Origin of the sequence: Streptomyces caeruleatus (assembly GCF_001514235.1) — a bacterium.
In the GTDB taxonomy this organism is placed as follows: domain Bacteria; phylum Actinomycetota; class Actinomycetes; order Streptomycetales; family Streptomycetaceae; genus Streptomyces; species Streptomyces caeruleatus.
The window spans coordinates 116,526-143,318 of the sequence record NZ_KQ948944.1 but is presented as its reverse complement, the minus strand read 5'-3'; the positions used below and the strand labels follow the sequence as shown (position 1 = coordinate 143,318).

Annotated in this window: 4 protein-coding genes (1 of these 4 cut by a window edge); all 4 read left to right on the top strand. The window is 72.6% G+C overall.

Annotated elements, in window-relative coordinates:
• Positions 1–895: 895 nt before the first annotated feature.
• Positions 896–2,164: a hypothetical protein gene (locus AQJ67_RS40475; RefSeq protein ID WP_159058920.1), complete on the top strand. Its 1,269-nt coding sequence runs from the start codon at positions 896–898 to the stop codon at positions 2,162–2,164.
• A 241-nt stretch (positions 2,165–2,405) separates the two neighbouring features.
• On the top strand, positions 2,406–2,870 hold the full coding sequence (locus tag AQJ67_RS40470) for a YbaB/EbfC family nucleoid-associated protein (RefSeq protein WP_062724505.1): 465 nt from the start codon (positions 2,406–2,408) through the stop codon (positions 2,868–2,870).
• A 64-nt stretch (positions 2,871–2,934) separates the two neighbouring features.
• A complete protein-coding gene (locus tag AQJ67_RS40465) occupies positions 2,935–3,333 on the top strand; it encodes a WXG100 family type VII secretion target (protein ID WP_062724504.1) in 399 nt (132 codons plus the stop codon).
• Positions 3,334–3,366: 33 nt separating this feature from the next.
• On the top strand, positions 3,367–26,793 hold the 5' portion of the coding sequence (locus AQJ67_RS40460) for a WXG100-like domain-containing protein (RefSeq protein WP_062724503.1). Its footprint extends 35,604 nt past the window's final position; the window shows 23,427 of its 59,031 coding nt (coding positions 1–23,427); the start codon lies at positions 3,367–3,369; its stop codon lies beyond the right edge, outside the window.

The following is a 26,793-nucleotide window of genomic DNA, read 5'->3' as shown; positions in this document are numbered from 1 at the left end:
GGACGGGGCGTTGTCGGACGGCTCTGCGCCGATGGTGTCTGTGCCTTCGGTGTCCTTGCCGGAGGGCTCGGTGCCTTCGGTGTCGCTGCCGGAGGGCTCGGGGTCGGGCGGGTCGCTGCCGGGTGGTGCTGTGTCCGGTGTGCCTTCGGGGTTGCTGGATGTCGGTGGTTCTGGTGGTGGGGCCAGGATGCCTGGCGCTGGCGCTGGCGCTGGCGCGGGTGCTGGTGGCGTGTCGTTGGGGGAAGTGCCGGTCTCTGGCTCTGTGCCTGAGAGGGCGCCTGGTGCCGGTGCTGGTGCCGGGATGCCGTTTATGCCGATGGCGCCTGGGGGTGCTGGCGGTGTGGCGGGGGAGGATCAGCCGTCTGATGCGTCCGGGTTGGTGGCGCGTGGTGTCGAGCCCTGGTCTGGTCTGAGTGCTGAGTCCTCTGGTGAGGGTGAGGTTCCTTCTGGGGCGGGTGCGGTTGCGGGTGGGCCTGGGTTGGTGATGCCTGGCCGGGGTGCTGGTGAGGTGCCGGGTGGTGTGAGGGCGGGTTCGGTGACGCCGTTGCCGGACGGGGCGTTGTCGGGCGGGTCCGTGCCCACGGTGTCTGTGCCTTCGGTGTCCTTGCGGGAGGGCTCGGTGCCTTCGGTGTCGCTGGCGGAGGGCTCGGGGTCGGGCGGGTCGCTGCCGGGTGGTGCTGTGTCCGGTGTGCCTTCGGGGTTGCTGGATGTCGGTGGTTCTGGTGGTGGGGCCCGGATGCCTGGCGCTGGCGCTGGCGCTGGCGCTGGTGAGGGTGCCGGTGGTGTGTCGTTGGGTGCAGCTCCGATTTCTGGCTCTGTGCCTGAGAGGGCGCCCGGTGCCGGTGCTGGTGCCGGTATGCCGTTTATGCCGATGGCGCCTGGGGGTGCTTCTGGTGTGTCGGGGGAGGAGCAGCCGTCCGATGCGTCCGGGTTGGTGGCGCGTGGTGTCGAGCCCTGGTCGGACGAGCACGGCGATGTGTCCGGCGACGGCGACGGCGAGGTCGCGTCGTTCGCCGGGACGTCCGCGGGTGGTCCGGGACTGGTGCATCAGGGCACCGGTGTGACGGTGCCACCGAACGCCGACGTATCCGCGCCGACGACGTCCCGAGACCGCGACCATGACGCGGTGCCCGTTCCGGCTCCGTTTCCGGTGTCCCTGCTGCAGCCGGGTTCGGTCCAGCCCGGTCGGCCGGTGCCGCCGGTGGCCGGGGGAGTCGGTGCGGGCGAGGTGACCCCGGTGCGGCCGGGGACGCTGCCGACGCCGCCTCGGGTGGGTGTCGGCGGCGTGGCGGTGCCCACCGGAGGTCCGGTAACGGCCGGCGGGGCGGCATCGGTACAGGGCGCGGCCTCGCGGGAAGCGGGCATGACGCCGCCGTACGGAATGCCTGGTGGCGCCTCCAGCGGCGGTGACGAGCGTTCGGACGCGTCTGGACTGCTGCTGGCCACGGAGCAGGGCTGGGCCGATCCGGAACCCGCGGGCCTGCCGACCCCGGGGACCCCGGCCGGCGGGGCGACTCTGAGCGGCACGGACGGCGCGGCGTCGGACGGGCTTGCCGAGGACCGCGTAGCGGTGGTCCCCGACGCAGAGGCCTCGCAGGACACGAGCGCGTGGGAGGCCTCCGATCTCGCGATGCTGTGGGCGCCCGGCGGACGCCGTCCCGCGGACGAGGAGGAACAAGAACTCCAGCCCGGCTACGTCCTCAGCGACGACGACGGCTGGAGCGACGAGGACGGCGCCGTGCCCGAGGCCGGAATCGGCGGCGAGGACGAGCGCCCGCAGGCGGAGGGCGAGTTCGCCGCGGCGGAGGAGCCGGGGTGGAACGACGAGGACGGCGCGGCCTTCGCCGTCGGCCTCGGCTTCCCGCAACGCCCCGCCTCGGACAGCGCCTCCGCCCAGCCCGTCACCGGTCCGGGTCTGGCCACGTGGCGGCCCGACCGCTCCCAGGCCGCGGACGCCGAGGAGCCGCCGCTGCCGGCCACCGGGTACTCCGGGATGCTGCTCAGCACCGCGGACGTACCTGATGACGAGGAGGAGGACGAGGAGGCCGAGGGCACGCAGGACGACGGTGACGAGACCGGGAACAGCCGCGGCATCGCCGATCTGCTCAGGCAGGGAGCCGATTCCTGGGGCGCCGTCCCCGACCGTACCGACAGGCTCGGCTGACCAGGCGCCCGGCTGTGTGGCGGAGCCGGAGCGCGCCAGGTTCCGCCCTCGGCTCCGCCATGTCTGGCCGTTGGGGCAGAGGTCTGTGTCCGTCGGGTCATCGACGGGCCGGATCGGTGTGCGCAGGCGCGGTCGACCGGTTTCCTGATCTTTGACGAGTCCGCCTGATCAGTCTGTGTGACGAGTCCGCGGGACCGCTCCTCGCAGCGGGGCGCGTCACAGCAGACGGGAGAGGAACACCGTGACGAGCAGTCCTTACGACCAGCACATCGAAGAGCTGCTGGGCGAGTACCGCAGGCAGCGGGCGCAGGTCGGCGAGGTCCAGCGCACCATGCGTGAGGTCAAGGCGAGCGCGACGGCTCCCCGGCAGGCTCTGAAGGTCACCGTGAACTCGCAGGGCGAGGTGACCGAGATCGAGTTCCCCACCGGCGCCTACAAGCGCATGGCTCCGGTGGAGCTCTCGCAGATGCTCCTCACGACCATCCAGAAGGCACGTACGGATGCGATGGCCGAGGTCGCCGAGGTGCTGTCCGGCCACCTTCCCGCGGGGATGTCCGCGACCGATCTCCTGCAGGGCAAGGCCGATCTGGGCGGACTGCTGCCGGAGGCGCCGGCCATGGCCGAGGAGGTCCAGGAGTACCTCGCCAACGGCCGTCCGGGCCGGGCTGCCGGCGGTTCCCGGATCGCGCGGCCGACGGATTCCTGAGGTCTTTTGAGACCGAGAGCCTGAGCTCTCTCCCCGCTCGTGCTGATGTGAGAAGGAGGTAGCCGTGTCTTCTGACTACTTCGCGGTGGACCCCGAGGGTCTGGCGAAGAACGCCCCCAACATGCGTGCCTATTCCGACCAGATGAGGCAGGTCCTCACCCGTCTGCAGTCCCGTCTCAACGAACTCGGTGACTGCTGGGGCGACGACCCGATGGGAAAGGCGTTCGCGGAGCAGTACCTCACCCCCCGCGACCAGATGTTCAGCGGACTGCAGGGGCTCGTCGACGTCCTGGACAGCACGGCTGACGGTCTCGAGACCATGGCCAAGGGATTCCACCAGACCGAAGAGCAGAACACCGCGACCGCCCGCGGCTTCGAGCGGGCGACCGACGCCGCAACCGGTCCCGACATGGACCCCAGGACGTCGGGTGGTTCGCACAGCAGCGGTCGCGCGCGCGGCTGAAGTACTGGTTTCGGTGGAAAGGCCCCGTAAGTCATGAGCATCGTAATTCCGCCGGAATTCCAGCCCATTGCCAAGATTACCGTCGGTCAGGAATTCCCGACGGGGAACGAGGACAACCTCGCGCAACTGGGAGCGTTGTGGAACACGACCGCCCAGGAGCTGAACCAGCTTCTGGGCGGGCTCAACCCGGCGACCGCCGCGACGTTCGAGAGCCTGGGCGGGGCCCCGGCCGAGCAGTTCGGTCAGTTCATCAACCAGCTGGGTTCGACGCTGCCCGTGATGGCCACATCGGCCGCCCAGCTCGGGCAGATGGCGGAAGAGATCGCGCTGCAGATCGAGTACGCGAAGTACATGATCATCCTGCAGTTGGCGTGGATGGCAGCGGAGATCGCTTATCTGTCGGCAACGCTGTTCGGCGCTGTGGCGATTCCCGCGGTGATCACGGCGGGCCGGTTCGCCGTCCAGATGATCCTGCGGGAGCTGTTCATCGCGGTCATCTCGTCGATCGTGATGCAGGTCGGCATGGACGTCGCGGTGCAGGTCCTCCAGTTCCTGAAGGGCGACCGCACGCACTGGGACCTGAACGCCACCAAGAGCGCGTTCGAAATGGGTGCGATCGGCGGGGCCATCGGCGGCGGACTGGGGCAGATCATGCGCCACCTGGCCCCGGATTTCTCCAAGTCCTTCATCGGCAATGTCAGCCACGGTGCTCTCACCGGCCTGGGCTCGACCGCGGCGGCCGCTGCCATCTCCGGTACCCCCCAGGACCTCGGGTTGGGCACCGCGGCAGGCGCGGTGGGCGGGGCCATCGCCCATGGGCACAGCCTGCGCGGCGGGGCCTCGCCGGAGAAGATCGACGTACCTGTTGTCGACAAGCCGTCCCTTCCCGAGTTCCTGAAGCAGGGGCTTACGAGCGGGACGGGCACGAGCGCGCCCGACCGTCCGGGGGCAGGGTCAGTACCCGGCGACCGTCCGGAAGCGCAGCCTGTCGGCGCGCGTCCGGAGGGTCAGCAGCCTGTCGGCGCGCTTCCGGAAGGGCAGCAGCCTGTCGGCGCGCGTCCGGAAGGGCAGCAGCCTGTCGGCGAGCAGTCGGACGGGCAGCCTGTCGGCGACAACCCCACTGGTCGGCGTCCCGACGACGAAGACCTCCAACTGCCGGACGCCCCGAAGCCGTTCGACGCGTCGGAGCTGCCCGACCCCTCGCCGAGCGCACTCGTCACGAACCTTCCCTCCGCTCCGAGTGGTACCCCGGCCCCGTTGCGGCAGCAGGTCCAGGGCCGCGTGAGTGAACTCACCAAGATCGCGCAATCGGCGGGGCTGCCCGAGACGCAGTGGCGGCCGCAGGCCGACGCGGTTCGCGAGGCGTCCCGTTCAGGCGACTGGGCCGGGGCGGCCCGCGGTCTGCAGGATCTGCGGACGACCGTCGAGCACCGGGTTCTCGACCAGCGGCTGGCGGACTTCCGTACCCATGTGGAGAGCGGATTCGACAGGCTGCGCGAGCTGGGGGTGCAGGAGGACGCCTGGCAGTCCCGGGTGGACGCCGTGGAACAGGCGCAGCGCACGGGCAACCCGGTCCTGGTGGACAGCCGGCTGAAGGAGTACACCGACTTCGTCGAGCGTCACCTTCCCGTCGAGGTGGTCGCCGAGAACGCCCCGCGGTCCTTCGACTCGGGTGTGGAGCAGCTGCGCCGGGAGATCGCCACCGTGAGCGATCCGACGGTACGGGAGACGCTGCAGAAGGATCTGGAGTGGCACCAGCAGGTTCAGGAGCGCCTGGGCCGGCTGGCGCAGTCCGACCCCGAGTCCGATGCCATGCGGCGCCGGACGATCGCGCAGGAGGAGTCGGCGCGGACGCCGGAGGAGGCGTCCCAGGCGCGTGAGCGGCTTCAGGAGTTCGAGCAGCAGCGCGACATGCAGCGACAGCTCGACGAGGCGCGGCAGGGCACGGCCGCGAACGAGCTGGAGCGGCGGCTGAACGCACTGCGCGAGCGGGCGGTGCCGGACGCGCGCGGGCAGGAACTGCTGCAGCGGGTGCTGGACGCGACGACGCCGCAGGAACACGAGACCGCCCTGCGGGACCTGGCCGCGCACCACCAGCTGACGCAGCAGGAACGGCAGCTGAACGCCCTGCGCGAGGGACTGCTCCCCGCCGACCCGCAGCGCGAGCAGCTCGTCCAGCAGGTGGAGAACGCCCGGACGCCGGAGGAGGCGCGCGAGGCGGAGCAGGCGCTCAAGGAGTACACGGACCGTCAGACGCAGGAGCAGCAACAGGACTTCACCCAGCGCCTGCACACACAGGCGGACGAGCGCACCCAGGCGGCGGACGAGGACCTGCTGCGGCGTCTCGACAGCCTGCACGACGGCACGCCGCAGGATCCGCGCGAGGCGGAGCTGCGCCAGCGGCTCGATGCCGCGACGGACCCGCGGGAGCGGTCGCAGATCATCCACCAGCTGGGAGTGCACCAGCAGGGCGTGCTGCAGCAGCGCGTCGATGCCGCGACGACGCCGCAGGAGCGCAAGCAGGCGCTCGACGCGCAGGCCAAGTTCAACAACTGGACGCCGGTCGAGCGGCGGCTGGCCGAGCTGCGTACGGTGCTCAACCCGGGCGGCGCACCGGAGGCGGACTCCCACCGGGCGGACCTCGTGCGGCAGGTGGAGAACGCACGTACGCCGGAGGAGTCCCGCCAGGCGGAGCAGGAGCTCAAGCAGTACACGGATCGTCAGATCGAGCAGCAGACGCGGCAGTTGGAGGAACGGCTGCGTCAGCAGGGCGGTGGCGGCGCCGGGGCGGCGGCACAGGCCGACCTCATGCGGCGGTTCGAGGAACTGCGCGGCGACGGGTCGCATCAGGACCCGCGCGAGGCCGAGCTGATCCGGCGGATGGAGGCCGCCGACAGCCCGCAGGAGGCTCGGGCGGCCGAACAGCAGCTGAAGGACCACATCGCCGGCCGGGAGCAGGAGCGCCAGGTCGCCGAGCAGCAGCGGCTGGCCCAGGTCCGTACCCACGAGCAGGAAGTCGGCCGGCTGCGCGACGAGCTCACCCTGCAGCGCCGCACCGGGGCGCCGGAGGAGGCCGTACAGCAGACCCAGCGGCAACTGGACCAGGCGCAGGAGCGCCTGGCTTCGACGCGGACCCCTGACGAGAACACCGCTGCGCTGCGCCGCGAACTCCAGCAGCAGATCGACCAGCCCGCGTCCGGCTCGGACCGGCCCGGCGCCGGGTCCGGCCGCGGCGGCGGAACGGAGGGCGGTGACACGGGCTCCGGGAGCCGGCTGGACCGGCTGGTCCAGGAGGGCGTCTCCAGGCGGGCCGAACAGGAACTCGCCCGCATGCAGGAGGAGCAGCAGTTCCTGCGTCAGGACTCCGACGAGCACGTCCCGTTCACCCTGGACGAGCTCGATGATCTGCCCAGCGCCCCCAACGCCAGGCCCGAGTCCCTGCCGAACGTTCCCACCGACGGGCTGGACGGTCTGCCCGACGTGCCCACCGGCAGGCCCGAGTCCCAGTCGACTGCCGCCACGGCGTCGTCGGATGCCCTGCCGAGTGCACCGGTCACCCGGCCCGAGCCGTCGACCGCAGGCCGGCCCGATTCGTTGCCGAACACCGGCACCGGCACTGGCACCGGCACCGCGCACGAGGGGACGGTCGCGCCCGAGCCGCGCCGGGCCGGGGACGACGAGTCGCGTACGCCACTGTCCGACGAGGCGGCCGACAGGATCACCTCGGAGATCGAAGGCCTGCCCAGCGCGCCGGTGAGCCCCTTGGTACGTCCGGGTGACGCGCCGACGGGTCAGGGCCGCACCGAGGCGCCTGCGCCCGTGCGAACGGACCGTGTCGAGCCGTCCGTACCCCGACCCGGGGCCGACGTCACCCAGGCTCAGCGTCCCCGTCCCGCGGCCGACGCGGAGCTGCCGTCCGTGCCGGCTTCCGGTCCGTCCGTCGACAGGGCCACGATGCCCTCGCGTGTCCCTCAGGTCGCGGACCTGGAGCGGACGCTCGCGGAACTCGATCGCCAGGACGGGACCCCGACGCGCTCTGACGACACCTCGGCGGCGACGCTGCCCGAGCAGCTCACCATGCCCACGGAGCCGAGTACCGGGCCGGACCGGCCTGCGGAGCACGCTGCCCAGTCCTCTGAAGCAACTCGCACGCAGGCGCCCGACGGTGCGTCGGCGACCTCGCCCGCGGCCGACCGGGATGTCACCGCCGGCGATGCCGGCGGTTCGGGCGCCACGGACGGCGCCGTTGACGGCGGTCGTGACTCCCTTGCCGAGGGCGCCCAGGCCGACGTCCGGAACGGCGCGTCGGCCGTGCCGGCCGCGGACCGTATCGACAGCGGCGACACAAGCGTCCCGAAGACGGGCACAGGCGCCGGCCTGGTTGCCGAGGTGGCCCCGGCGGACCGTGCGGGCGGGCCGGACGGTCAGGGGGCACCGAACGCGGTGGGCTCCTCGTTGGCGGCGGCGATCGGTAGTGCACCGGAGCCTGGCGCGGACGGGCCGGATGCGGCGCAGGAGACGGTGCAGCCGGCGCCAGGTGCCACGGCCGGCGGTCGGCCGGAGGCCGCGCGGCCGGGCGGGGCGGACCGTCAGGCGCCGAACTCGGAGGTCTCGTCGGCCGTGACAACCGGCCACGCCAAGGAGCCGGGTGTTGCGGGGCCGGGCGCAGCGGACGAGGCGACACCGCCGGCGCCCGGTTCCGAGCCGGCCGGTCCGCGCGAGGCTGCGCGGCCCGGGGAGCCGGAGCCGCCGCAGACGCTGTCCACGCAACGCATCGTGGCTGACGGGCCGGAAACGGTGGCCGAGCCCGTCATGCCCGTGGCGTCGGCGTCGGCGCCGGGGACGGCGGACGTACCGGGAACGGTGGAGGCCGACAGGCCTGCTCAGGGCGTCGGTCCCGAGTCGTCGATCGCTGCCGAGCCGCACCTGTCGGACGTGTCGGAGCGGGGCGTGGCGCCTTCCGAGACGCCCTCCACACCCGCCGAGGCCCCGTCAGCCCGCAGCGCCGGCGATCCGGACGCGCCGTCCGCGTCCGCATGGGCCAGGACCGCGACCGACGAGGGACGCGCTCGGACGGAGCGGTGGCAGGAGTTCCGCGCCGCGCGAGACGCGGACTTCCGTGGCCGTCTCGCCATGGCGGAGCAGCGTACGTGGCACACCGTCGACCTGGACGACGACGTCGACTCGGCCGTGGCCCGCTTCCGGGACGAGGACCTGTCGGGCGGCGCCCATCTGGCTGACGACAGCGCCGCGCTGCGACGAGTACGTGAAGGCTTCCGCGAGGACGTCGAGGCCGCCTTCGCGGCGGGCTGGCACGAGGCCGGCGGCCGGATGATGCCTCCGTCCGCCTGGCAGGCCAGGCTGGAAGCCCTGCGGTCCACCCTGTCCGACCGGTTGGCCGGGGCGAGCGAGGGGGAGCGACAGGCGGCGGCGTGGGACGCGCACATCGACGACGCCCTCACACGGTTCCAGCAGGACGACCCGTTCGGCGGCGCCCACCTGGACGACCCGCGGGTGCTGGCGGAGTTCCGCGCCGCAGAACGCGCCAGGGTCGGTGACGCGGCGGCCACGGTCTGGGAACAGGCCGCCGGGCGTTCGCCCGAGTGGCGCGCGACGCGGCTGGAGTCCGCGCTGGACGAGCTGCGCTCCGGGCTGGGTGAGCGGCTGCGCGAGGAAAGCGGGCTGCAGCGCTACCTGTGGCACGGCGAGCGGGAGTTCGGCCACGCCCTCGACGGGTGGCGCGAGGCTCGCGGGGACGGCGGACAGCTCGGGGAGGCGGCCGTCGCGCGGACCCGTCAGGAGTTCGCCCAGGATCTGCGCACCGCGTGGGGAGAGCCGACCGACGCCTCGGCGCGCCGGAGCGCGTTCGACGAGATGGTGGCCGGTCTGCCGCGACGCCTGGAGCACGCACAGTTCCGCGAGCTGCAGTTGCAGCGGGCCCGGCAGGTTCTGGACGAGGCCTTCGAAGGGTTCGAAGGCGACGTCGCGGCCAGCGGCCGGCTCAGCGAGGCGGCGAAGGAACGTGTCGCCGCGGAGTGGACCCGGGCCGTGGAGTCCGCGCTGGACGAGCACCGGTCCGGCACGCCCGACCGCGCCGACTCCCGCGTACGGCCCTCGGACACGCTCTCCGGGGAGCCGGCGCCCGGCACCGCCCGGTCGTCCTGGGAGACGACGTTCGAGCGGCTGACCGGCACGCTCGCACACCGGCTGGAGCACGAGTCCGCCCTGCGTACCGTGTCGAAGCGGGCGGCCGAGGATTTCCGCGCCGTCGCCCGCCGCCCGGAGAACCCGGCACACCGCTACGACATCTCCGACGAGGCCCTCAGGGCGCTCGCGGACGACTTCCGCCGCGAGACCGTCACCGCCTACAACCGCGTCCTGGGCCCGGAGAACCACGACACCGAGGCCTGGCTGCGTCACGAAGCCGCCCACGAGAACACCTTCGCCACCACGCTGGACGAAGCGCTGACCGCACCCCTCCCGGCGACCGGTGACGACACCGCGTCGGCAGCGGGCGCAGAGCAGCCGACGGCCACGCCGTCGCAGGACCGGCAGTCGCGCCCCGGCCAGGGACAGACGGACCGTGCGCGAACCCGCGTCGGCGCCGTCGAGCCCGACGCATCACTGCGCCGGTTCGCCGAGCAGCGGTTCGGCAAGCTGGACCAGCCGACGGCACGTCGCCTGTGGACCGAGGCATGGGGCATCGTCGCGCAGCACCAGCCGGCCCGCCTCACCATCGCCGAGGGGGCCGGCGGCCTGCTGCAGCGCGACAGCGAGCGGTACTGGGCGACGATGCGGGTGGCGCAGGTACTGCACCAGAACGAGGGCACGCCGGACCGCGAAACGCGGGCTGTCGCCGTGGCCGCGGAGTTGGCCGCACAGCGTGGCATGGGCATCGCCTCCGGGCGGCAGGGCCTGCTGGGCGGGGTCGCCGCCCGCATGGCCGAAGCCGCTGAGGGCCCCCTGGTACCCCTGGCACAGGAGGCCGGGGACGCCGGCGTGCGGCAGGCGGACTCCCTCAAGACCTTCCTCGCCCGGATCGAGGGCACCGGGACGTCCTCCGAGGTGCCCGCACTGCACACCGACGCGTGGGCCGCCGGGTTCGCGCCCGTCGCCGACCTGGTGCCCGACGCCTCCCTCGCGCCCGCTGCCGAGCGCGGCCTGCGGGTCCTGTACGCGGACCCGGCGTACGCCCCGGCGGCCCGGGAGTTCGAGAAGCGGCTCGGCGCGTACGCGTACAGCCGGCCGAAGGCGCTGGAGGCGATACGGCAGGGCGTGGCACGGCTGTTCGACGTCCTCACCCAGGCCCACCCCGACCTGAGCGAGCAGGAGATCGCGAAGGTCTTCTTCGCCGACACGCTGACGTCGGCGGGGCAGATCGGCGCCGACAACGGGCTGACCCGCCTCGAAGAGCTGCTGGAGCAAGGCACCGTACGGGAGTTGATGACGGCCTTCTTCAACGCCGTCATCGACAACGCCTCTCCGCTGACGTTCAGGTCGCTTCTCCAGGAGATCGCCGACTCGGGCGACTGGGAGAAGGCGGGGCAACTGGGCCTGAACGTAGGGGCGCTGCGCGACCAGGCCGCCTACCTCGCCGGCGATCTGCGGGCCCGGCTGCGTGACGCCGTGGAGCGGATCGCGCCGGCCAAGGCGGCGATGTTCGACCGGGACTTCTTCGGTCTCGGGAACATCGCGGCGCAGGCTCCGTCGTGGCGGCGGGAGGCCGCGAAGTACTGGGGTGACGAGCACTTCAGGCACCGCGTACCGCGTCCGGAGGCCGACCGCCGGAAGGGCGAGAACGCCGCCACGCCGAGCGAGTGGGCGCGTCTCGGCGTCGGCCTGAGCGAGCGCGAGGTGGCCTTCCTCGCCGCCAACCAGGGCGCTCTGCGCGTACTGGGCTTCCGTACGGAGAACGTGCCGCTGGAGCAGGTGACCTTTGACGAGCAGGGTGCGCCGCTGCTGGACGAGCTGCGCTCGGCTCCCGGCGTACTGGGCGTCGAGGTGCACTACAGCGCCCCGGAGGGCACCGCTGACCGGACGGTGACCGGGATCACCGCCGTCGTCGAGGAGCCCGCGGCCGTGGACGAGCCGCGCGCGGGCGACCTGGGCCCGGACGAGCAGGGTCCGGAGATCCCGATGAGCTCCGTCTCGGGCAAGGCCTGGTTCGCCGTGGACGAGGACTCCGAGCTGTTCCGGGAGATGCACGGCCGACGGGGCATGCCCCTGACCGCGGGCCTGTCGGGCACCGCGGCGCGGATCGGGAACGCCTTCAAGCTGCTGCAGGTCCCCGGTCTGGACACGGAGGGCCTGACCCTGGCCCTGATCGGCTGGATGCTCCCGCTCCAGGACCATTCGCTGTACGAGATCCTGGCGGGCCTGCAGACGGCGGATGTGGTGCCGTCGCTGGCGGCGAACCCGCTGGACGACGCGGTGCGCATGTACCGGTCGGTTCCGGGGCTCCCGCTGGCCGAGCTGCGCGAGCAGGTGGGCGACGACGGCATGCTGCCGCACGAGGCCCTCTACTGGTCGAAGGTCATCCCCTTCTCGAGCGAGGAGAGGGGCTTCACCGGACTCGGCGTACTCGGGCTGTCCGTCGTCCAGGAGCACAGGGTCGACTTCGAGCGCCTCGTGGACCAGCCGCTGCCCGTGGACCCGGACGAGGACACGTGGCCGCAGAGCTGGCTGCGCCAGAACGGCATGACGGCGCGACAGCTGCTGGAGCGCCTGACCCCGGCTCACTTCGCCGCCCTCACGACCTACACCAGCTCGACCTACCAGCTGATCAACCCGATGCTCAAGTCCGAGCCCGGCGAGGCTCGTTCGGCGCTGCGGCGTCAGGTCGACTGGCTCGTCGAGGAGTCTCTCGAAGGGAACGTCCTGCCGCACGCGCTGCGCGATCACCCGGAGATCGCCGCGCTCGAAGATCTGGTCGCCCAGGAAACCGACCTCGGGGGGCCCTACCGGCATCGTGAGCGGTTCCAGGAGGTGGTCGACCAGTTGCTGCCCGCCATCGAGCGGGAGATGGCGGCCCACGCCACCATGCTGGCGGACGCGCTGCGGCAGTTGCCGCCCGCGACCGGTGAGGTCTGGCGCGGCACCCGCCTGGTGGGCCACGAGGGCTTGGAGCTCTCCGTCGGCAAGTTCGCCAGCTTCAGCCGTAATCGCGAGTCGGCCGAGGACGTGTTCCTCCAGGCCAGGAAGATTCCGCTGGACGGTTCCCACCAGGTGCTCGTCCACGCCGAGCTCACCGGCAACGCAGGCCGGGACATCTCCGTCTTCTCCCTGAACGAGGACGAGCGGGAGGTGCTGCTGCTGCCTTCGGCGCGCCTGGACATCACGTCCCGTGAGATCCACAAGTACCCCGGCAGCGAGTACGAACTGATCGAGGCCGTCGAGGAGCTGCCGGAGCTCCCGCGGACCCCGCTGAGGGACGCGTTGCAGCTGATCACCGGCTCCGGCTCGGTGGTCAGCCACGACGACCTGCTGCCGCTGGCCGGCCGGATCGGCGCCGCGGACGGCCGGCAGGTCTGGCAGCTGGGCGCACTCGCCGACGAGGTGTACGGCGGGCCGGAGCACCTGACGGTCGAGCGGCTGACGGACGTGCGCCGTACGGCGGATCTCGCCCGTGGCGTACTGCGGCTCGACGAGGACACGCAGATCGACCGGACGCACCTCGACACGCTGCTGCGCCGCCTGGACGACACCGGGACGGACACTCCGGTCGCCGCGGACGACCGGTCGAGGCTGGTGGCGCTCGTCCGTCGGCTGGAGACGCCCGGACAGCAGGTCACGTACCCCCGGCTGGCCGCCGCGTGGCAGGCGGAATCGGCTGTGCGGGAGCAGGAGGACAGCCGGTTCTCCGAGCGCGGCCTGGCGACGCTGCCGAACCTCAAGCGGTTCGTGACGGCGCTGGGCAAGCTGGACGAGCGGGCCGCCGGGGAGCTGTGGAGTGCGGCGGCGCGGATCACCGCGGAGCACAACCCGTTCCGGCTGACCCTCGACGAGGACAGCGAGTCGCTGCTGGAGCGGGACTCGCGGCAGTTCTGGGCGACGATGCGTGTGGCCCAGGTGCTGCACGAGTACCGGGACGAGGCGGACCGGACCGAGCAGGCCGTCGCCATGGCACAGCAGCTCGCCGAGCGGCGGGGGGTCCGTGCGCTGCGGGAGGGGCTGCTGGGCGGCTCCCCGGACGTCCCGGTCGCCGAGTCCGGTGAGCCGCGCGCGGCGGCGACGGGCTCCGATGCGGCGCAGACGTCCGATGCGGCGCAGACGTCCGATGCGGCGACCGGGACGGAGCCGGATCTGCTCGCGGAGGGTGTCGGCCGTGTCCTCGGGCCGTTGTTCGCCGACCCCGGATATCTGCCGAAGGCGCAGGAGTTCGAGGAGCGGCTGGCTCGGTTCGCGGCCGATCACCCGACGGCGCGGACGGCTGCCCGGCAGAGCCTTGCCCGACTGTTCGAGGTGCTCGACGAGGCCCATCCCGGGGAGCGCCGGCAGGAGATCGCGAAGACCCTCCTCGGTGACCTGAAGCCGCGGGGCTGGAGCTGGCGGGACACCCCGCACTCACGTCTGCGGCGTCTGCTGAAGCGGGGCGGTTCGCGGGAGCTGATGGTCGCCTTCACCAACGGCGTGGTGCTCCACAACACCCCGCTGATGCTGAAGTCGTTGGTGCGGGGCATCGCCGAGTCCGGGGACTGGGCGCAGGCCACGAGGCTCGGGCTGAACACGGAGGCGCTGCGGGACGGGCGAGTCCCTCTGGAGGGTCCGGAGCTGCCGTCAGGTCTGTTCGCCAGGGTGGCCGCCACGCTCGGTAACGCCTTCAGGCTGCTGAACATCCCCGCGGTGGACGGGGAGGCCTTCGCGCTGGCCGTCATCGGGGGGATGCTGCCGCAGGAAGAGGCTTCGCTGCAGGAGATCCTGGCCGGTCTGCAGGCGGCGGACCTGGTGCGTTCGCCGGCGGAGAACCCGTTGGACGACGCGGCGCTGGTCTACCGGTCGATCCCGGGGGTGTCGCTCGCCGAGGTGCGCCGGCAGGTCGGCGAGGACGGCATGCTGCCGCACGAGGCCCTCTACTGGTCCAAGGTCACCACTCCCGCCTACGCGGGTGGCCTTGCCGAGCCCGGTGGGGAGGGATTGTCCACCGCGCTGCTGAAGAGGGAGAACTTCGAGGCGCTCGTCGGCGTTTCGGTGAGCGAAACACCGCCCAGCGACTGGCTCGGGGAGTCCCCCACCCGGCGTTGGCTGCGAGAGAACCGTGTGACGGCGGCACAGGTGCTCGAGCAGTTGAGTCCGGCTCACTTCGCCGCGCTGATGGCGTACACCGGCACCGGCTCCGCGCTGGTGAACACGGTGCTGAAGTTCGGCCCCAGCGAGGTTCGGCCGGCGCTGCGCAACCGGATCAGGCGGCTCACGGGGGAGTACCTCCGGGACTTCCGCGAGCCCAAGAAGAAGCTCAGTCTCGCGCTGGCCCACGACCACGAATTCATCAAGGCGTTCGAACGCCTCCTGGTTGACGAGGGCAGTGATCCCGAGAAGACCGCGCGGCTGACGGAGCAGCTCCATGCCCAGGTGGAGAGACTGCTGCCCGCCGTCGAGCAGGAGATGGCGCTCCACGCGGCGATGCTGATGGACGCCCTGCGACAGATGCCCGCGGCGTCCGGTGAGGTCTGGCGGGGCAAGCGGTCCGTCGAGGACCTCCACGCCGGGATCCGGCCGCTCGACTCCTCCGCACCGGGCCACGCCACTCTGTCTTTCCCGGCGTTCTCCAGTTTCGCCCGGAGCGAGGAGGAGGCACGTGAGTTCATGTACGACGACCACGTGCCGGGGGTCCGTCCCGTCCTGGTCCGTGCCGAACTCGCCGGGAACATGGGCCGGGACATCTCGGCCTTCTCACGCCATGCGTACGAGCGCGAGGTGCTGCTGCTGGCCGGGGCAGGCCTGAAGATCGTCTCCCGTGAGGTGGTCTCGACCTCGGGCGGGATCGGATACGAACTGATCGAGGCCCGGGAATCGGCACCGCCCTCCGCGCAGCTGCGGCGGTTCGCGGTGACGTTCGGCAAGCTGGACGAGCGCACCGCCGGGGAGTTGTGGCGTGAGGCGGCGCGGATCACGGCGGAGCACGGCACGTTCGGCCTGACGGTGACCGAGGGCGCCGGATCGCTGCTGCAGCGGGACCCGGAACAGTACTGGGCCACGATGCGTGTGGCGCAGGCACTGCACCGGTTCGCCGGTGAGCCGGACCGCCTCGACCGGGCCCGGGAAGTCGCCGCGCGGCGGGAGGCCGGTGCGGTGCGGGAGGGCCTGCTGGGCGGCTCTCCGCTCGAGGCGGCCGGTGAGACGAGCCGGGCCGGCGCCACGGCGGATGCCGACGTGCCCATGGGCGAGGCCGAGGCGGTTCCGGACTGGTCGTCGGTGTTCGTCGAGCCCCCGGGGCTACGAAGCGTCCTGTACACGGACCCGGCGTACGTCCCGCTGGCGCGGGACTTCGAGGACGAGCTGGCCGAGTACGCGGCGACTCACGCGAGGGCGGAGGAGAGCGCGGAGACCACCGTGAACGCCCTCTTCGACGTGCTCTCCAAGGCGCATCCCGACCTGGACGAGGAGGAGATCCTCAAGGTCTTCCGCCCGGACGACTGGATGGTCGAGGACGAGGCGGACGAGGCCGTCTGGCCGACGACCATCGACGACCTGATGGAGTCGGACGTACGGGATCTGATGGAGGCCTTCCACCAGGCGGCGCTCTCCAGTGACTCCCCGCTGGCGCTGCCGGCACTGCTGCGTCAGATCGTCGGCTCGCATGACTGGGCGAGGGCTCGGGAGCTGGGCCTGGACGTTCAGGCGCTGCGCGAGGGCACCACGCGGGTGCCGTCGACGGGACGTGCGTCGCAGATCGCCGCAGGGCTCGGGAACGTCTTCCGCATGCTGATGCCCGACGCGGACGAGGACGGGTTCGCGCTCGCCCTGATCGCGTGGCTGCGCGGGTGGCGGGACGAACCTGTCTACGAGGTCCTGGCGGGTTTGCGGACGGCGGGCATGCTGCCGTCGCTGGCCGGTGACGCCCTGGAGGACGCCGCACGGATGTACCGGTCCATCCCGGGACTTGAACTCGGTGAGGTGCGCGGCGAAGTCGCTGACGGCGGCCTGCTGCCGCACGAGGCCGTGTACTGGGGCAAGATCCAGGACGGCACCTTCGTCGAGGCCGGAGAGGCCATCCTGCGGGATGCCCGGGAGCGGATGGACGAGTTCTCCGACCTCTCCATCGACGGGGCACTGAGCGATGTCGTACTGGCCGACATCATGGGCGAGCCGACTGTCGAGCGCTGGTTGCTCATGCACGACCTGGCCGCGGACGACGTGCTGGAGCGCCTGAGCCGCGCCCACTTCGTGGCCTTGATGGTGTACACCGACACGGGTTCCTCGCTGATGAACACCGTGCTCAAGTCCGCTCCGGGCGACGTCCGTTCGGCGCTGCGCCAGCGTGTCAGACGGATCATCGACGAGCGCTTCAGCAAGCCACTGGCCGCCGTCAACCGGGTGCTGACCTCGGACCCGGTCGCCGGACAGCTCTTCGCCGCCGAACACTGGAACCTGACGACGGAGGCGAACGCGCGGAACACCGGCGAGCTCTACGCCATCGCCGAGAGGCTGCTGCCGGCCATCGAGCGTGAGATGGCGGCCCACTCCGTGATGCTGCTGGACGCACTGGAGCTGCTGCCCCCCGCGGTCGGTGAGGTCTGGCGCGGCAAGCGTTCCGCGGAGGAGATGTTCGCGGGGACCGATCACGGCGACCCTGCCGACTCCGGCCGATCCGAGTTCTCGTTCCCGGCGTTCGCCAGCTTCACCCGCGACGAGGGTGTTGCCAACGGCTTCATGCGGCGCTCCGCTCTGCCCGCGGTACGTCCCGTCATGATCCGGGCGCAGCTCGTGGGAGACCAGGGCCGGGACATCACGGCGTTCTCGGCGAGCCCGGACGAGGAAGAGGTGCTGCTGCTTCCCGGGGCCCGGCTGAAGATCGATGCCCGGTGGAACGAGAACGCCGGCGACGGCGAGCACGAGCGGCTCGACACCACGGAGCTGGCCGCGCCGTCCGTCGAACTGCGACGGTTCGCGGTGACGTTCGGCAAGCTGGACGAGCGGGCCGCAGGGGAGCTGTGGCGTGCGGCGACGTGGATCACGGCGCAGCACAACCCGTTCGACCTGACGGTGACCGAGGGGGCCGCTTCGCTCCTGGAGCGGGACTCCGAGCTGTACTGGGCGACGCTGCGGGTGGCCCAGGAGCTTCATCAGAACGCGGGTGCGCCGGACCGGGACGCCCGGGCCGCCAGGGTGGCCCAGGACCTCGCCGCGGAGCGGGGCGTCGATCCGGCACGGCCCGGACTGCGGGGCGGAGCCATCGACATCCCGGCCCCGTCGAGGCCGTCCCGCGAAATGCCGGAGCCCAGGCCGGCCGAGGGTACGGGGACGAGAGCGGCTGCGGGCACGGCTGCCGGGAGCAGCCTCCGCCCGGCCCGGATGCGGCCCATCGCCGAGCACCAGGACATCGCGCTGCCCGGCTCCGACCACGTCATCCGGGTCGACGCCGAGACGGGACAGCTGCTGTCCGTGTCGTCCGGCGGGAACGACGCCGGCACGGACGTACGCGTCGAACCGGCGCCGGACGGCGGCCTGCTCGTCCATGTCGAGGACCCGACGGACTCCACGGCGACGTGGCACTACAACGCCGACCGTGAGCTGGAGTCGGTGGAGCGCCCCCTGACCGCGTACCGGGGCACCCCCCTCGACGGTCAGCGCGTACGCCTCCGCTTCGCACCGGACGGCGCACTGCGCGCCGTCCGTCTCGTACCGCAGGTCGCCGGATCGCGGCTGCACGCCGACGTGTTGCGGGGCGAGGCGGCCACGCGGCTGCCCGGCGGATTCCGGGTCACCGATCTGAGTACCTCGACGGAGTACCACTTCGACCACACGGCACAGCAGGTACCGCCGCCCGGGCCGGTCACCCGGCACATCCGCTTCGACGGGGGATCGCACCGGCTGTCCGCCGAGGCCGTGCGCGCCATCGACGCGCTCGCCCGGAGCACGGTGCAGGAGGGTCTGGCGGCCCACGAACAGGGACGGCCGCTGCCCACCGTGTCGATCAGCGGTCACGGCAACGGCACGGTGCTGGGGCGGCCGCACTACGGCCGTGCCGTCGTACGGGGCCGGGAGCGGGCCGAGGCGGTGGCCGCCGCCTTCGACGGCAGCCTGCGCAGGCACCTGGAGGAGGCGGGGGCGCCCGCCGAGCTGCATGCCGCGTTCTCCGTCGAGGTCACGTCACGTGGCCGGGACTACCCCTCCGGCATGAGCGCCGCCGACGGTCCGGCCGCGCTCCGCCGGGCGGTCATCACCGTCGTCCAGCCGAGGCAGACCCTGGAAGACCTCTTCGCGAGTGGAGCGGCACAGCCGGCCGGCGACGTGGAGGCTGCGCCGGAGGTGCTTCCGGCTGAGGCGGTACGCGATTCCCAGGAACTCACGGCTGCTGGGGCGGATGTGCGGGCCTCGGACGCGGTGAGTGCGCCTGAGGCTGCGCGCGGGGCGGCGCAAGTCCCGTCTGCCGCTGGAGAGGTGTCGGCTTCGGAGGAGTCCTCTGCGTCGACTGGAGTCGGCGTGTCGAAGCCGGCCCGTACGGTGGAGGAAGTCCCGGCCGACGCCCCCGAGCAGGTGACCCCCGCCCAGGAGGCCCACGCACCCGACGAGGTGGTCGCCTCCTCGTCGGCCGAACAGACCGGCCGGCAGGAGGCCCTGGAGGACGCACCACAGGACGCGCCACAGCACGCGCCACAGGACTCACCGGCCGCCGAAGCGCCGTGGTACGTCGAACAGGGCGCTCTGGGCGAGGCGGTCGTCCACGACGCCGAGACGCTCGGTGAGGACCTGGCGCGGCAGTGGGCGAACCGGATCGCGTCCGAGGTGACGCGGCCGGAGGACGCCACCGCGCTGGTCGAGGGAATCCGCGACGCGCTCCGCGGGCTGCTGGTCGGCGCGCCCGCGACGGGAACGGCGGACGACCGCGGCGCGGACGAGCACGCTTCCGCCGGACCCGCCGCCGTCTGGGACAAGGCGCTGCAGCGCGGCCTGCTGCTGACAGCCGGCGACCACGTGGTGTGGCTGCGGCCGGTGCTCAGGGAGCTCACGCCCGTTGCGCCGGAGCCGCAGGAGGGGCCGGCGGCGCGCGAGTACAAGGTGTCCTTCGCCGGGCTCTCGTCCACCTTCAAGACCGCGCAGGAGCGGCCGCACGGCGCGGACGTCGTCCCCCTGACGATCATGTCGCTCGCTCAGGGAGCCGGCTCCCTGCTGCCCGTGATCCCGGTGATCGGCGCCGAGTGGGGCCGTCAGCGGTCCGCGGAACTGGAACGCTCCGTGGTCGCGGGGCGCAAGGTCTTCGTCAAGGACACCATCCGGTTCCGGGCGGGCGGCGTGCGGGTGCACGTCTTCGTGGACGGCGAGCGACGCCCCTACCGCTCGGAGGAAGAGCCGGACGTTCCGGCCGGGGTGACGGTGGACCTGCCGTCGGAGTTCACGCAGCGGGACGGCACGCGCCGGACTGTGGTGGAGGGGCCCGCCCAGCAGGGCAGCGGCGTCGTGCGCCCGCACCACGCCCGAGAGGTGATCAACGCCATCGACCTGGTGCCGGTGGCGGCACAGCTGCAACGGCACCTGCGCTCCGAGGGGTTCCCCGCCGAGTCCGTACGGAAGATCGCCGAGACGGTGCTGTCCGTTCTCAACGAGAAGTCGGCCCGCAACCGTGCCAGGTACCTGCTCGGCAACGGCGTGCTGTCGAACCGGGTGGTCGTCCCCGCGGGACGCAAGGAGTTCCACGGCTACTTCGCCGTCCAGGCCCGCATCAACGATCTGCGGTACCTGGGCGACACCCCCGAGATCGCGGTGCGCGAGGACTCCGGCGTCGGCATCACCGCCGCCCGCTCGCGGACGGACAAGGGACGGCTGTCGCTCGGGTTGGCCACCACGGGCGGCAAGGGCGGCACCGTCCAGTTCATGCCCTCCGCCGCGCTGCTGTACGACCGCAGCCGCAACGCCGGGCACGGCCTCGCCGAAGTCGCGATGAGCCACACCGTGCTGAACGCCACCAGCGAACAGGCCCGGTATCAGGCAGGGCTGCAGGTGACGGTGGAGGTGCGGTCGGACACCCACCGCATCGCCCCTGTGCGGCACATCGTCGACGCGGAGATCGGCCTGCCGGGCCGGGAAGCCGCGGACTTCGAGAAGCGGCTGCTGGGCGAGGACGCGGCGCCGCTGCGGCAGGAGGCGCCCTCGCTGCAGGGCCCCGTCGACGCGCAGCCCAACGTCGCGCGACTCCTGGCGCTCGCCGCCGAACACCGGGTGGAACTGCCGGAGTCCGCCTATGAGAGGCCGCCGCGGCTGGACGCCCCGCTGCCGCAGCCGCACCCGCGTGAGCCCCTGGCGCTGGCGTCCCGGCTCGGCCAGGGCTTCGGCATGGGCATCGCCCTGCCCGGCGCGGAGCTGGTGCTCCCGCAGGTCCGCAGCGTGCTGGCCACCCTGCACCGGCAGGCCTCGCGTGGCCGGACGGTCGACTGGTCGAAGGCCGACGAGGCACTGGTCGCGTGGTTCGACCGCCCGGCGCTGGAGGGCGACCTGCCGCGGCTGCTGGCGGGTGTGTCGCACGGGATCACCCTGGGCGGCCGGACGTACACCGTGGCCGTCTCGGCACGCCTGCTGGAGCGGGTCCACGGCCTGACCGGCGTGCACGCCTACCCGATGACCGTCAACGCGCGGGCGCTGGAGAGCGCCGCCGCGACCGGGAGCAGGGAGACCTCCTGGGGCCTCGCCGCCCAGCTCGGCGGCCGGCTGAACATCAAGTTCGGCACGAGACTGCGCCTGCAACTGGGCAACGCCGTCGCCACCGTCGGCGGCGGACAGGGCCGGACCAGCGAGTTCGCCGGCGGGGCCAAGTCCTACCGGCGCACGGAGACGGTCGGCTCCGTCGACGAGCACGTCTACAACATGGTGTACGAGCTGTCGGTGCGCTCGTCCGACGCGGCGCCGCACCGCTGGTGGATCGACCGTCCCGGCGACGCCGTGGCCCGGATCGTCGTACCGCACCAGCACGTCCCGGCGCAGCCCGTGACCGCCGAGGCCATCGGCGAGGCCGGCCGGGTGAGCCCGCTGGACGGGCTGCCGGCGACCGCCGACCACTTCCGTACCGGCGGGGTCGCCGGCGTCTTCCCGGCGTTCCTCACGCCCCGCGAACTGCCGCTCGCGGCGGCACGGGTGTACCAGCAGGCGGCGGAGCTTCCCGAGGCCTGGCTGGAGGACTGGGGCAACTGGCCCGCCGCGCTGAGCCGGACCTTCTCCGCCACGGACCTGGCCGCCCACTTCGCGGAGCTGGCCGGACCGAACGGCCTGCTGGTCGACCTGCCCGACAGCGACGGGTGGCATCACATGCTGCGCGTGCGGATGGTGGTCACCGAGCCCAGGCACCTCACCGCGCACACCGCCAAGGGCGAGGAGGTGGAGATCGAGCAGTACTCGCAGGGGCAGGCACAGCACAAGACCGGCCGTGCGGAGGAGCGTTCGCACGGTCTGAACCTCGGTGCCGGTCTGCGGTTCGAGCTGGGCGACGAGGAGCGGGAGGACGCCGGGCACGTCCGGCTCACGGGCATCGGCAAGGCGCGCTGGGGCTGGGGCCGCAGCAGCGAGGAGAGCGCGGGTACGGGACCGGTCGGCATCACCCGTGCCACCTACGGCGGCGCCTCCCACACCTACCGTGCCAACCCGGTGTTCGAAGTCACCGTCCACCGGTGGAAGAACCGCCGCGTACTCGACCGGCTGACCGGTCCGCGGCACAGCGTGCTCAGCAGGACGCAGGTCGTCCAGGTCACGGACGGACTGGAGTTCGTCGTTCCCGAGCGGCGGATCCCGGATCTGGGCCTCCCGCTGCCGCCGGGCGTGACGGTGGCACCGCCGCAGGAGCCGACGGGCCATGTCGAGCCCGCGCTGCTGCCGGGCGCGAGCCACGCCGAGGTGCTGCACGCCGACGGTGTGCTGCAGTTGATGAAGGGGTGGCTCACCGAGCAGGGCCTGGTGAAGGACCGCGGTGACGGACACCGGCCGAGCCTGCTGCTGCGTGAACTGGAGCGGTCCTTCTCGTCCGAGGCGCTGCTCAGCCAGCACGCGGTACTCACCGGCGGCGGCGTGTCGCGGTGGCTCGCCGTGCCCTCCGTCTTCGGCGCCCGCTACCTGTGGGTCCAGGTGACCGCGGAGGCGGGGCCGCCGCGGGAGCAGCGCGACCGGCCCGAGGTGAGGCTGACGCTGCGCAACCAGGCGATGCGGGCGACCGGCAAGTCGGCGGCGACGTCCTTCGGATGGCAGGCCTCCGTGGAGGGGCGCGCCCGAATCGGCAAGCAGGTCCACTTCGGTCCGGAGGCCGAGGCGGGCTACAGCCGCGAGACCGAGCGCGGCCACGAGAAGGCCGAGAAGGAGATGGAGATCTACCGGGCGCAGACCCGGGAAGGCTCCGTGGAGTTCGGCCACGACCTGACGTTCCGCATCCGCATGGGGCTCGCCCATGAGCTGCCCGACGTCCTGCGCGCCCCCCTCGGCCTGGCGCGCGGCACCGCACTGACGGTGGCCGGCTGGACCGGGCACCGCCAGGACGCGGAGACCTGGTGGCAGGCCCACGAGGCCTTCGTCAAGCGCTTCCCGGAGCCGGAGAACGCCGACGCCGGCACCGTCCGCGGCGAAGTGCGCCTCCTGGTCCCACGCCATCTGGTCACCCCCGGCGAGCCCCCGCCCGCACGGACCCGGTCGTACGGCACCGACCCGGTGTGGGAGCAGGCAGCCGGCCCGCAGCAGCCCTCCACCAGCGCGACGTCCACGGTCGTGCTGGAGCGACTGCTGGCGGACGGCCACCCGTGGGCGCTGCCCGCGGCCGCCGCGGTGCACCGGTGGGCGGCTCTGGCCGCCACCCCGTCCCGCGTGCAGCTCGACAACCTGGAGGCCTCGGCTCCGGAGACCTGGAACGTGCCCGGCCCGCACATCGCGGCCGGTGTGACGTACGCCCACTACACGGGCGAGAACATGCTGCGGGCCAGCTTCGAGCAACTGCTGAGGCATACGTACGAGGTGCCGGTCGGCAAGCGCGGCGTCACCGTCGGCATCGACGTGACCCGCGTCGAGCGCACAGGCCCGGCGGACCCCGTCAACTTCAAGGCCCGCCACTACACGCAGGTCCACGCCTCGGAGCAGGACCCGGACAAGCAGTCCTCCCAGTGGTTCGTCGGGGCAGGCATGGAGGGCGGCCAGGAACCGGAGTCGGGTCCCCGGTTCATCAACCGTGCCCCGTACACCTACGCGTGGGAGCGCAGCCAGGAGGTCTCGGGCGAGGCGAAGGACGTCGACGAGAGGAACCGGGAGCGGTCGAACCAGCCGTACGTCTACTACAAGGCCGATCTCGGCCTCGTCCTGACCGGTCCCCGCGGACAGCTCCGGGTCGCCGTCCCCGACGGCCTGTACTTCATGCTCCCGGCCGACCTGGCCCTGGACGAGCCGACGGAACGGCCCGAGACGTCCACGCCGGCGCCGATCGAGGAGGCGGCGGCATCCGAACCGCCGCTGGAGATCGGCGAGGGCGACGCTCACGCGCCCTCGCAGGCCCCGGCCGACGGGGTGGCCGCGCCGAGCGGGCCCTCCCGGGCGCCGCAGGAGATGGCGCAGCCGGTGGCCGATCCGGTACTGCCGGAGCAGTGGGAGCACCGGCGGGACGGAGCGCCGGGCGCCCGGTTGGCGACCGAGCGGTTCGATCCGATGCGCGGGAAGCCGCTCGCGGGTGGCTGGCTGGCCGGGAACACGACGCGGATCCGGGCGACCGTGCGGCGGATCCAGGCCGAGAACGCCCGCTGGGTGCGCGATGTGACGCTGCACCTGCCGGTGCGTTTCGGAGCGGGCTTCACGGCACGGCAGCTGCCGGAGTTCGAGCGACGCTGGCGCGGCGCGCTGGACCGCTACTTCAATACCGGTCTGCAACTTCCGCGATCGGGCGACCAGTTGCACATCGGGCTGCGGCTGACTCCCGTCTTCGACGGCCGCGAGGCCATCGAGCTGAGCATGACGCCCCAGCCCGGACGGTCGGACCAGCTGCACTTCCGGCTGCGGTCCGAGGACCCGGCGCTCGACCCGGCGGAGCTGCGGGCCCGCCGCAGCCACAACGACCTGCTGGGCCTGCACGAGCTGGCGCACTTCGCCGGACTGCCGGACACCTCGCTCGACCCGGAGTCCGTGTTCCGCGACACCCCCGGCAAGGCCACCGACACCGGCATCATGGCCAGCCTCACCGCGGCGCTGGGCACCGGTGTGCCCAGGCGCTACCTGGAGATCATCGAGAACACCGTCGACTCCGGCCCCGTCGTGCCGGACCACCCCCTGCCGTCGTACGACCCGGTCGACCGGGCCGAGGTGTTCGAGGCGGTCCTCGCCGAGGCGCTGGCCGTGGTCGACGGCGTCCGCCCGGGTGACGGTCCCGATCTGTCGGGTGTCCAGGAGCTCATGAACCTGATCGAGGACGACTTCGGGAAGCATTTCCCGCAGGACGACTTCGACGTTCGCCCGGTGGGGCGGATCGAGGAGATCGCGCCCGAGATCGTGACGGCGCTGGAGCAGGCGGGCCGGTCCGCCAACCTGATCCACCCGAACGTCGTGGACGCGATGGCCCGGGGCCGCGAGCAGCTGAAGCTTCAGGCCAAGCGCGCTCTGAACAGCTACCGCAACCTGCCCTTGGCCGAGCGGCGCCGGGTTGTCACCGGGGGACAGGCGAGCTCGTCCGCCCGCACGGTGACGATCGGCGACTTCACCGTCGTCCCCGCATCGCGCGAGGTGCCGGGCGGGGGCGTGTACCAGGTCACCCACATCCCCACGGGGCTGCGCTGGGGCTTCGGCGCCGGCCGGGAGGAGACCTACCACGAGGCCTTCATCGGTAGCGTGGCCCGCGACATCCCGGCCGAACTGGAGGGGACCAAGGTCGCCTTCACCGGCGGTGCCGTCGCTTTCGCCGAGCCGTCCGAGGCCGTCGGCCGCTTCACCCCGACCACGCAGACCCCCGAGGGAGTGGACGCCGCCTTCGGCATCGCCGACGGGGCCGGTACGACGTGGTACTTCACCGCGGAGGGCGTCTACAACGGCCGGGTGGTGCGGCTTTCCGACGGGACCGGGTCGCTGCACTTCGGGGTCGGTCTGCCCGAGACCACCGAGCCCGCGTTCCTCGATGCCGCGGGACGGCGGGACGACACCGTGCACGCCGGACTCCTCGGGGCCGGGATGGTCGCTCTGCGGCGTGAGGTGCCCGGCAGCCGACCGCTGGAGCACACGGTCTACCGCGCGCACGGCGCCCTTCAGGAGACGACCGTCGCCATCCGCCAGAAGGCCGGCGTCCCGTCCGGCGAGCACTGGCGGATCGACCACACCACCGGCACGGCGTCCCGCGTCGACGCGGCCGGCAACCCGGTGGCGGGCCCGCACAGCTTGGCGACCGTCGACGCCTCTGCTACCGGCGCGCTGCGCCTGACCAGCCACGACGAACCTGACGCCATCCTCTTCGAGCAGGAACCGCTCGACGGCGGTCACATGCTGCAGGTCGACCGGGACGCCACGGGCAAGCTCCGGTGGACCGAGTTCGACGCGGACAGGAACCGGGTCGCGCACGGCAAGCGCACCTGGGACGCCCGTACGCGGACCTTCCACGACACGCGCACCAGCCGCCTGCCACGGATGGACCTCCTCGACGTACGCACCTACCACCCGACGCCCGACGGCGGTGTGGTCCGCGCCCAGCGGGCCGCCGGCGGCACCTGGACCTGGACCCGCTTCGACGCCGACGGCACCGAGCGGCTCTCGGGCACCCGGCGCTGGAACTGGACCCGTTCCGGCTACAAGGACGTCTACGTCGATCCGGAGACGGGCCGGGAGGCCGTCGCCCGGCGCAGCGGCGAAGCGTGGCCGTTCGTGACGGGGACCGGCGGGCGCCCCGGCGTCCCGGTCGGCGCTCCCACCCGGCAGAACATCGCCGGCCAGGCCGAAGGCAGCTCGGAGCAGCCGCGGGCCGGGCAGTCGGAGGCGCCGGCGGATCTCGGGTTCAGCGGAGACCAGCCCGCGCCGTCGATGGCTCCTACGGCCACCGCACAGCCGTCGGAGACGACCGCGGCCGTCGAACTCGCCGTACAACAGGCCGCGAGCCCGCGGGTCGTCGCCTTGTCGCCATGGTCGGCTTCGGCCGCGTCGACGCCGCGTCGTGAGTTCCTCCCGACGCTGGACGCGGTCGCCGAGGCCTCCGAGGACGAGACCGTCGAGGGCATGCGGCTCTTCGGCGCCGATCACGTCGCCGAACTCGCCGCGACCAGGCTGCAGTTGAGGGATTCCCTGCGCCCCGTCCTGGTGGACCGGGAGGGGGTGCCC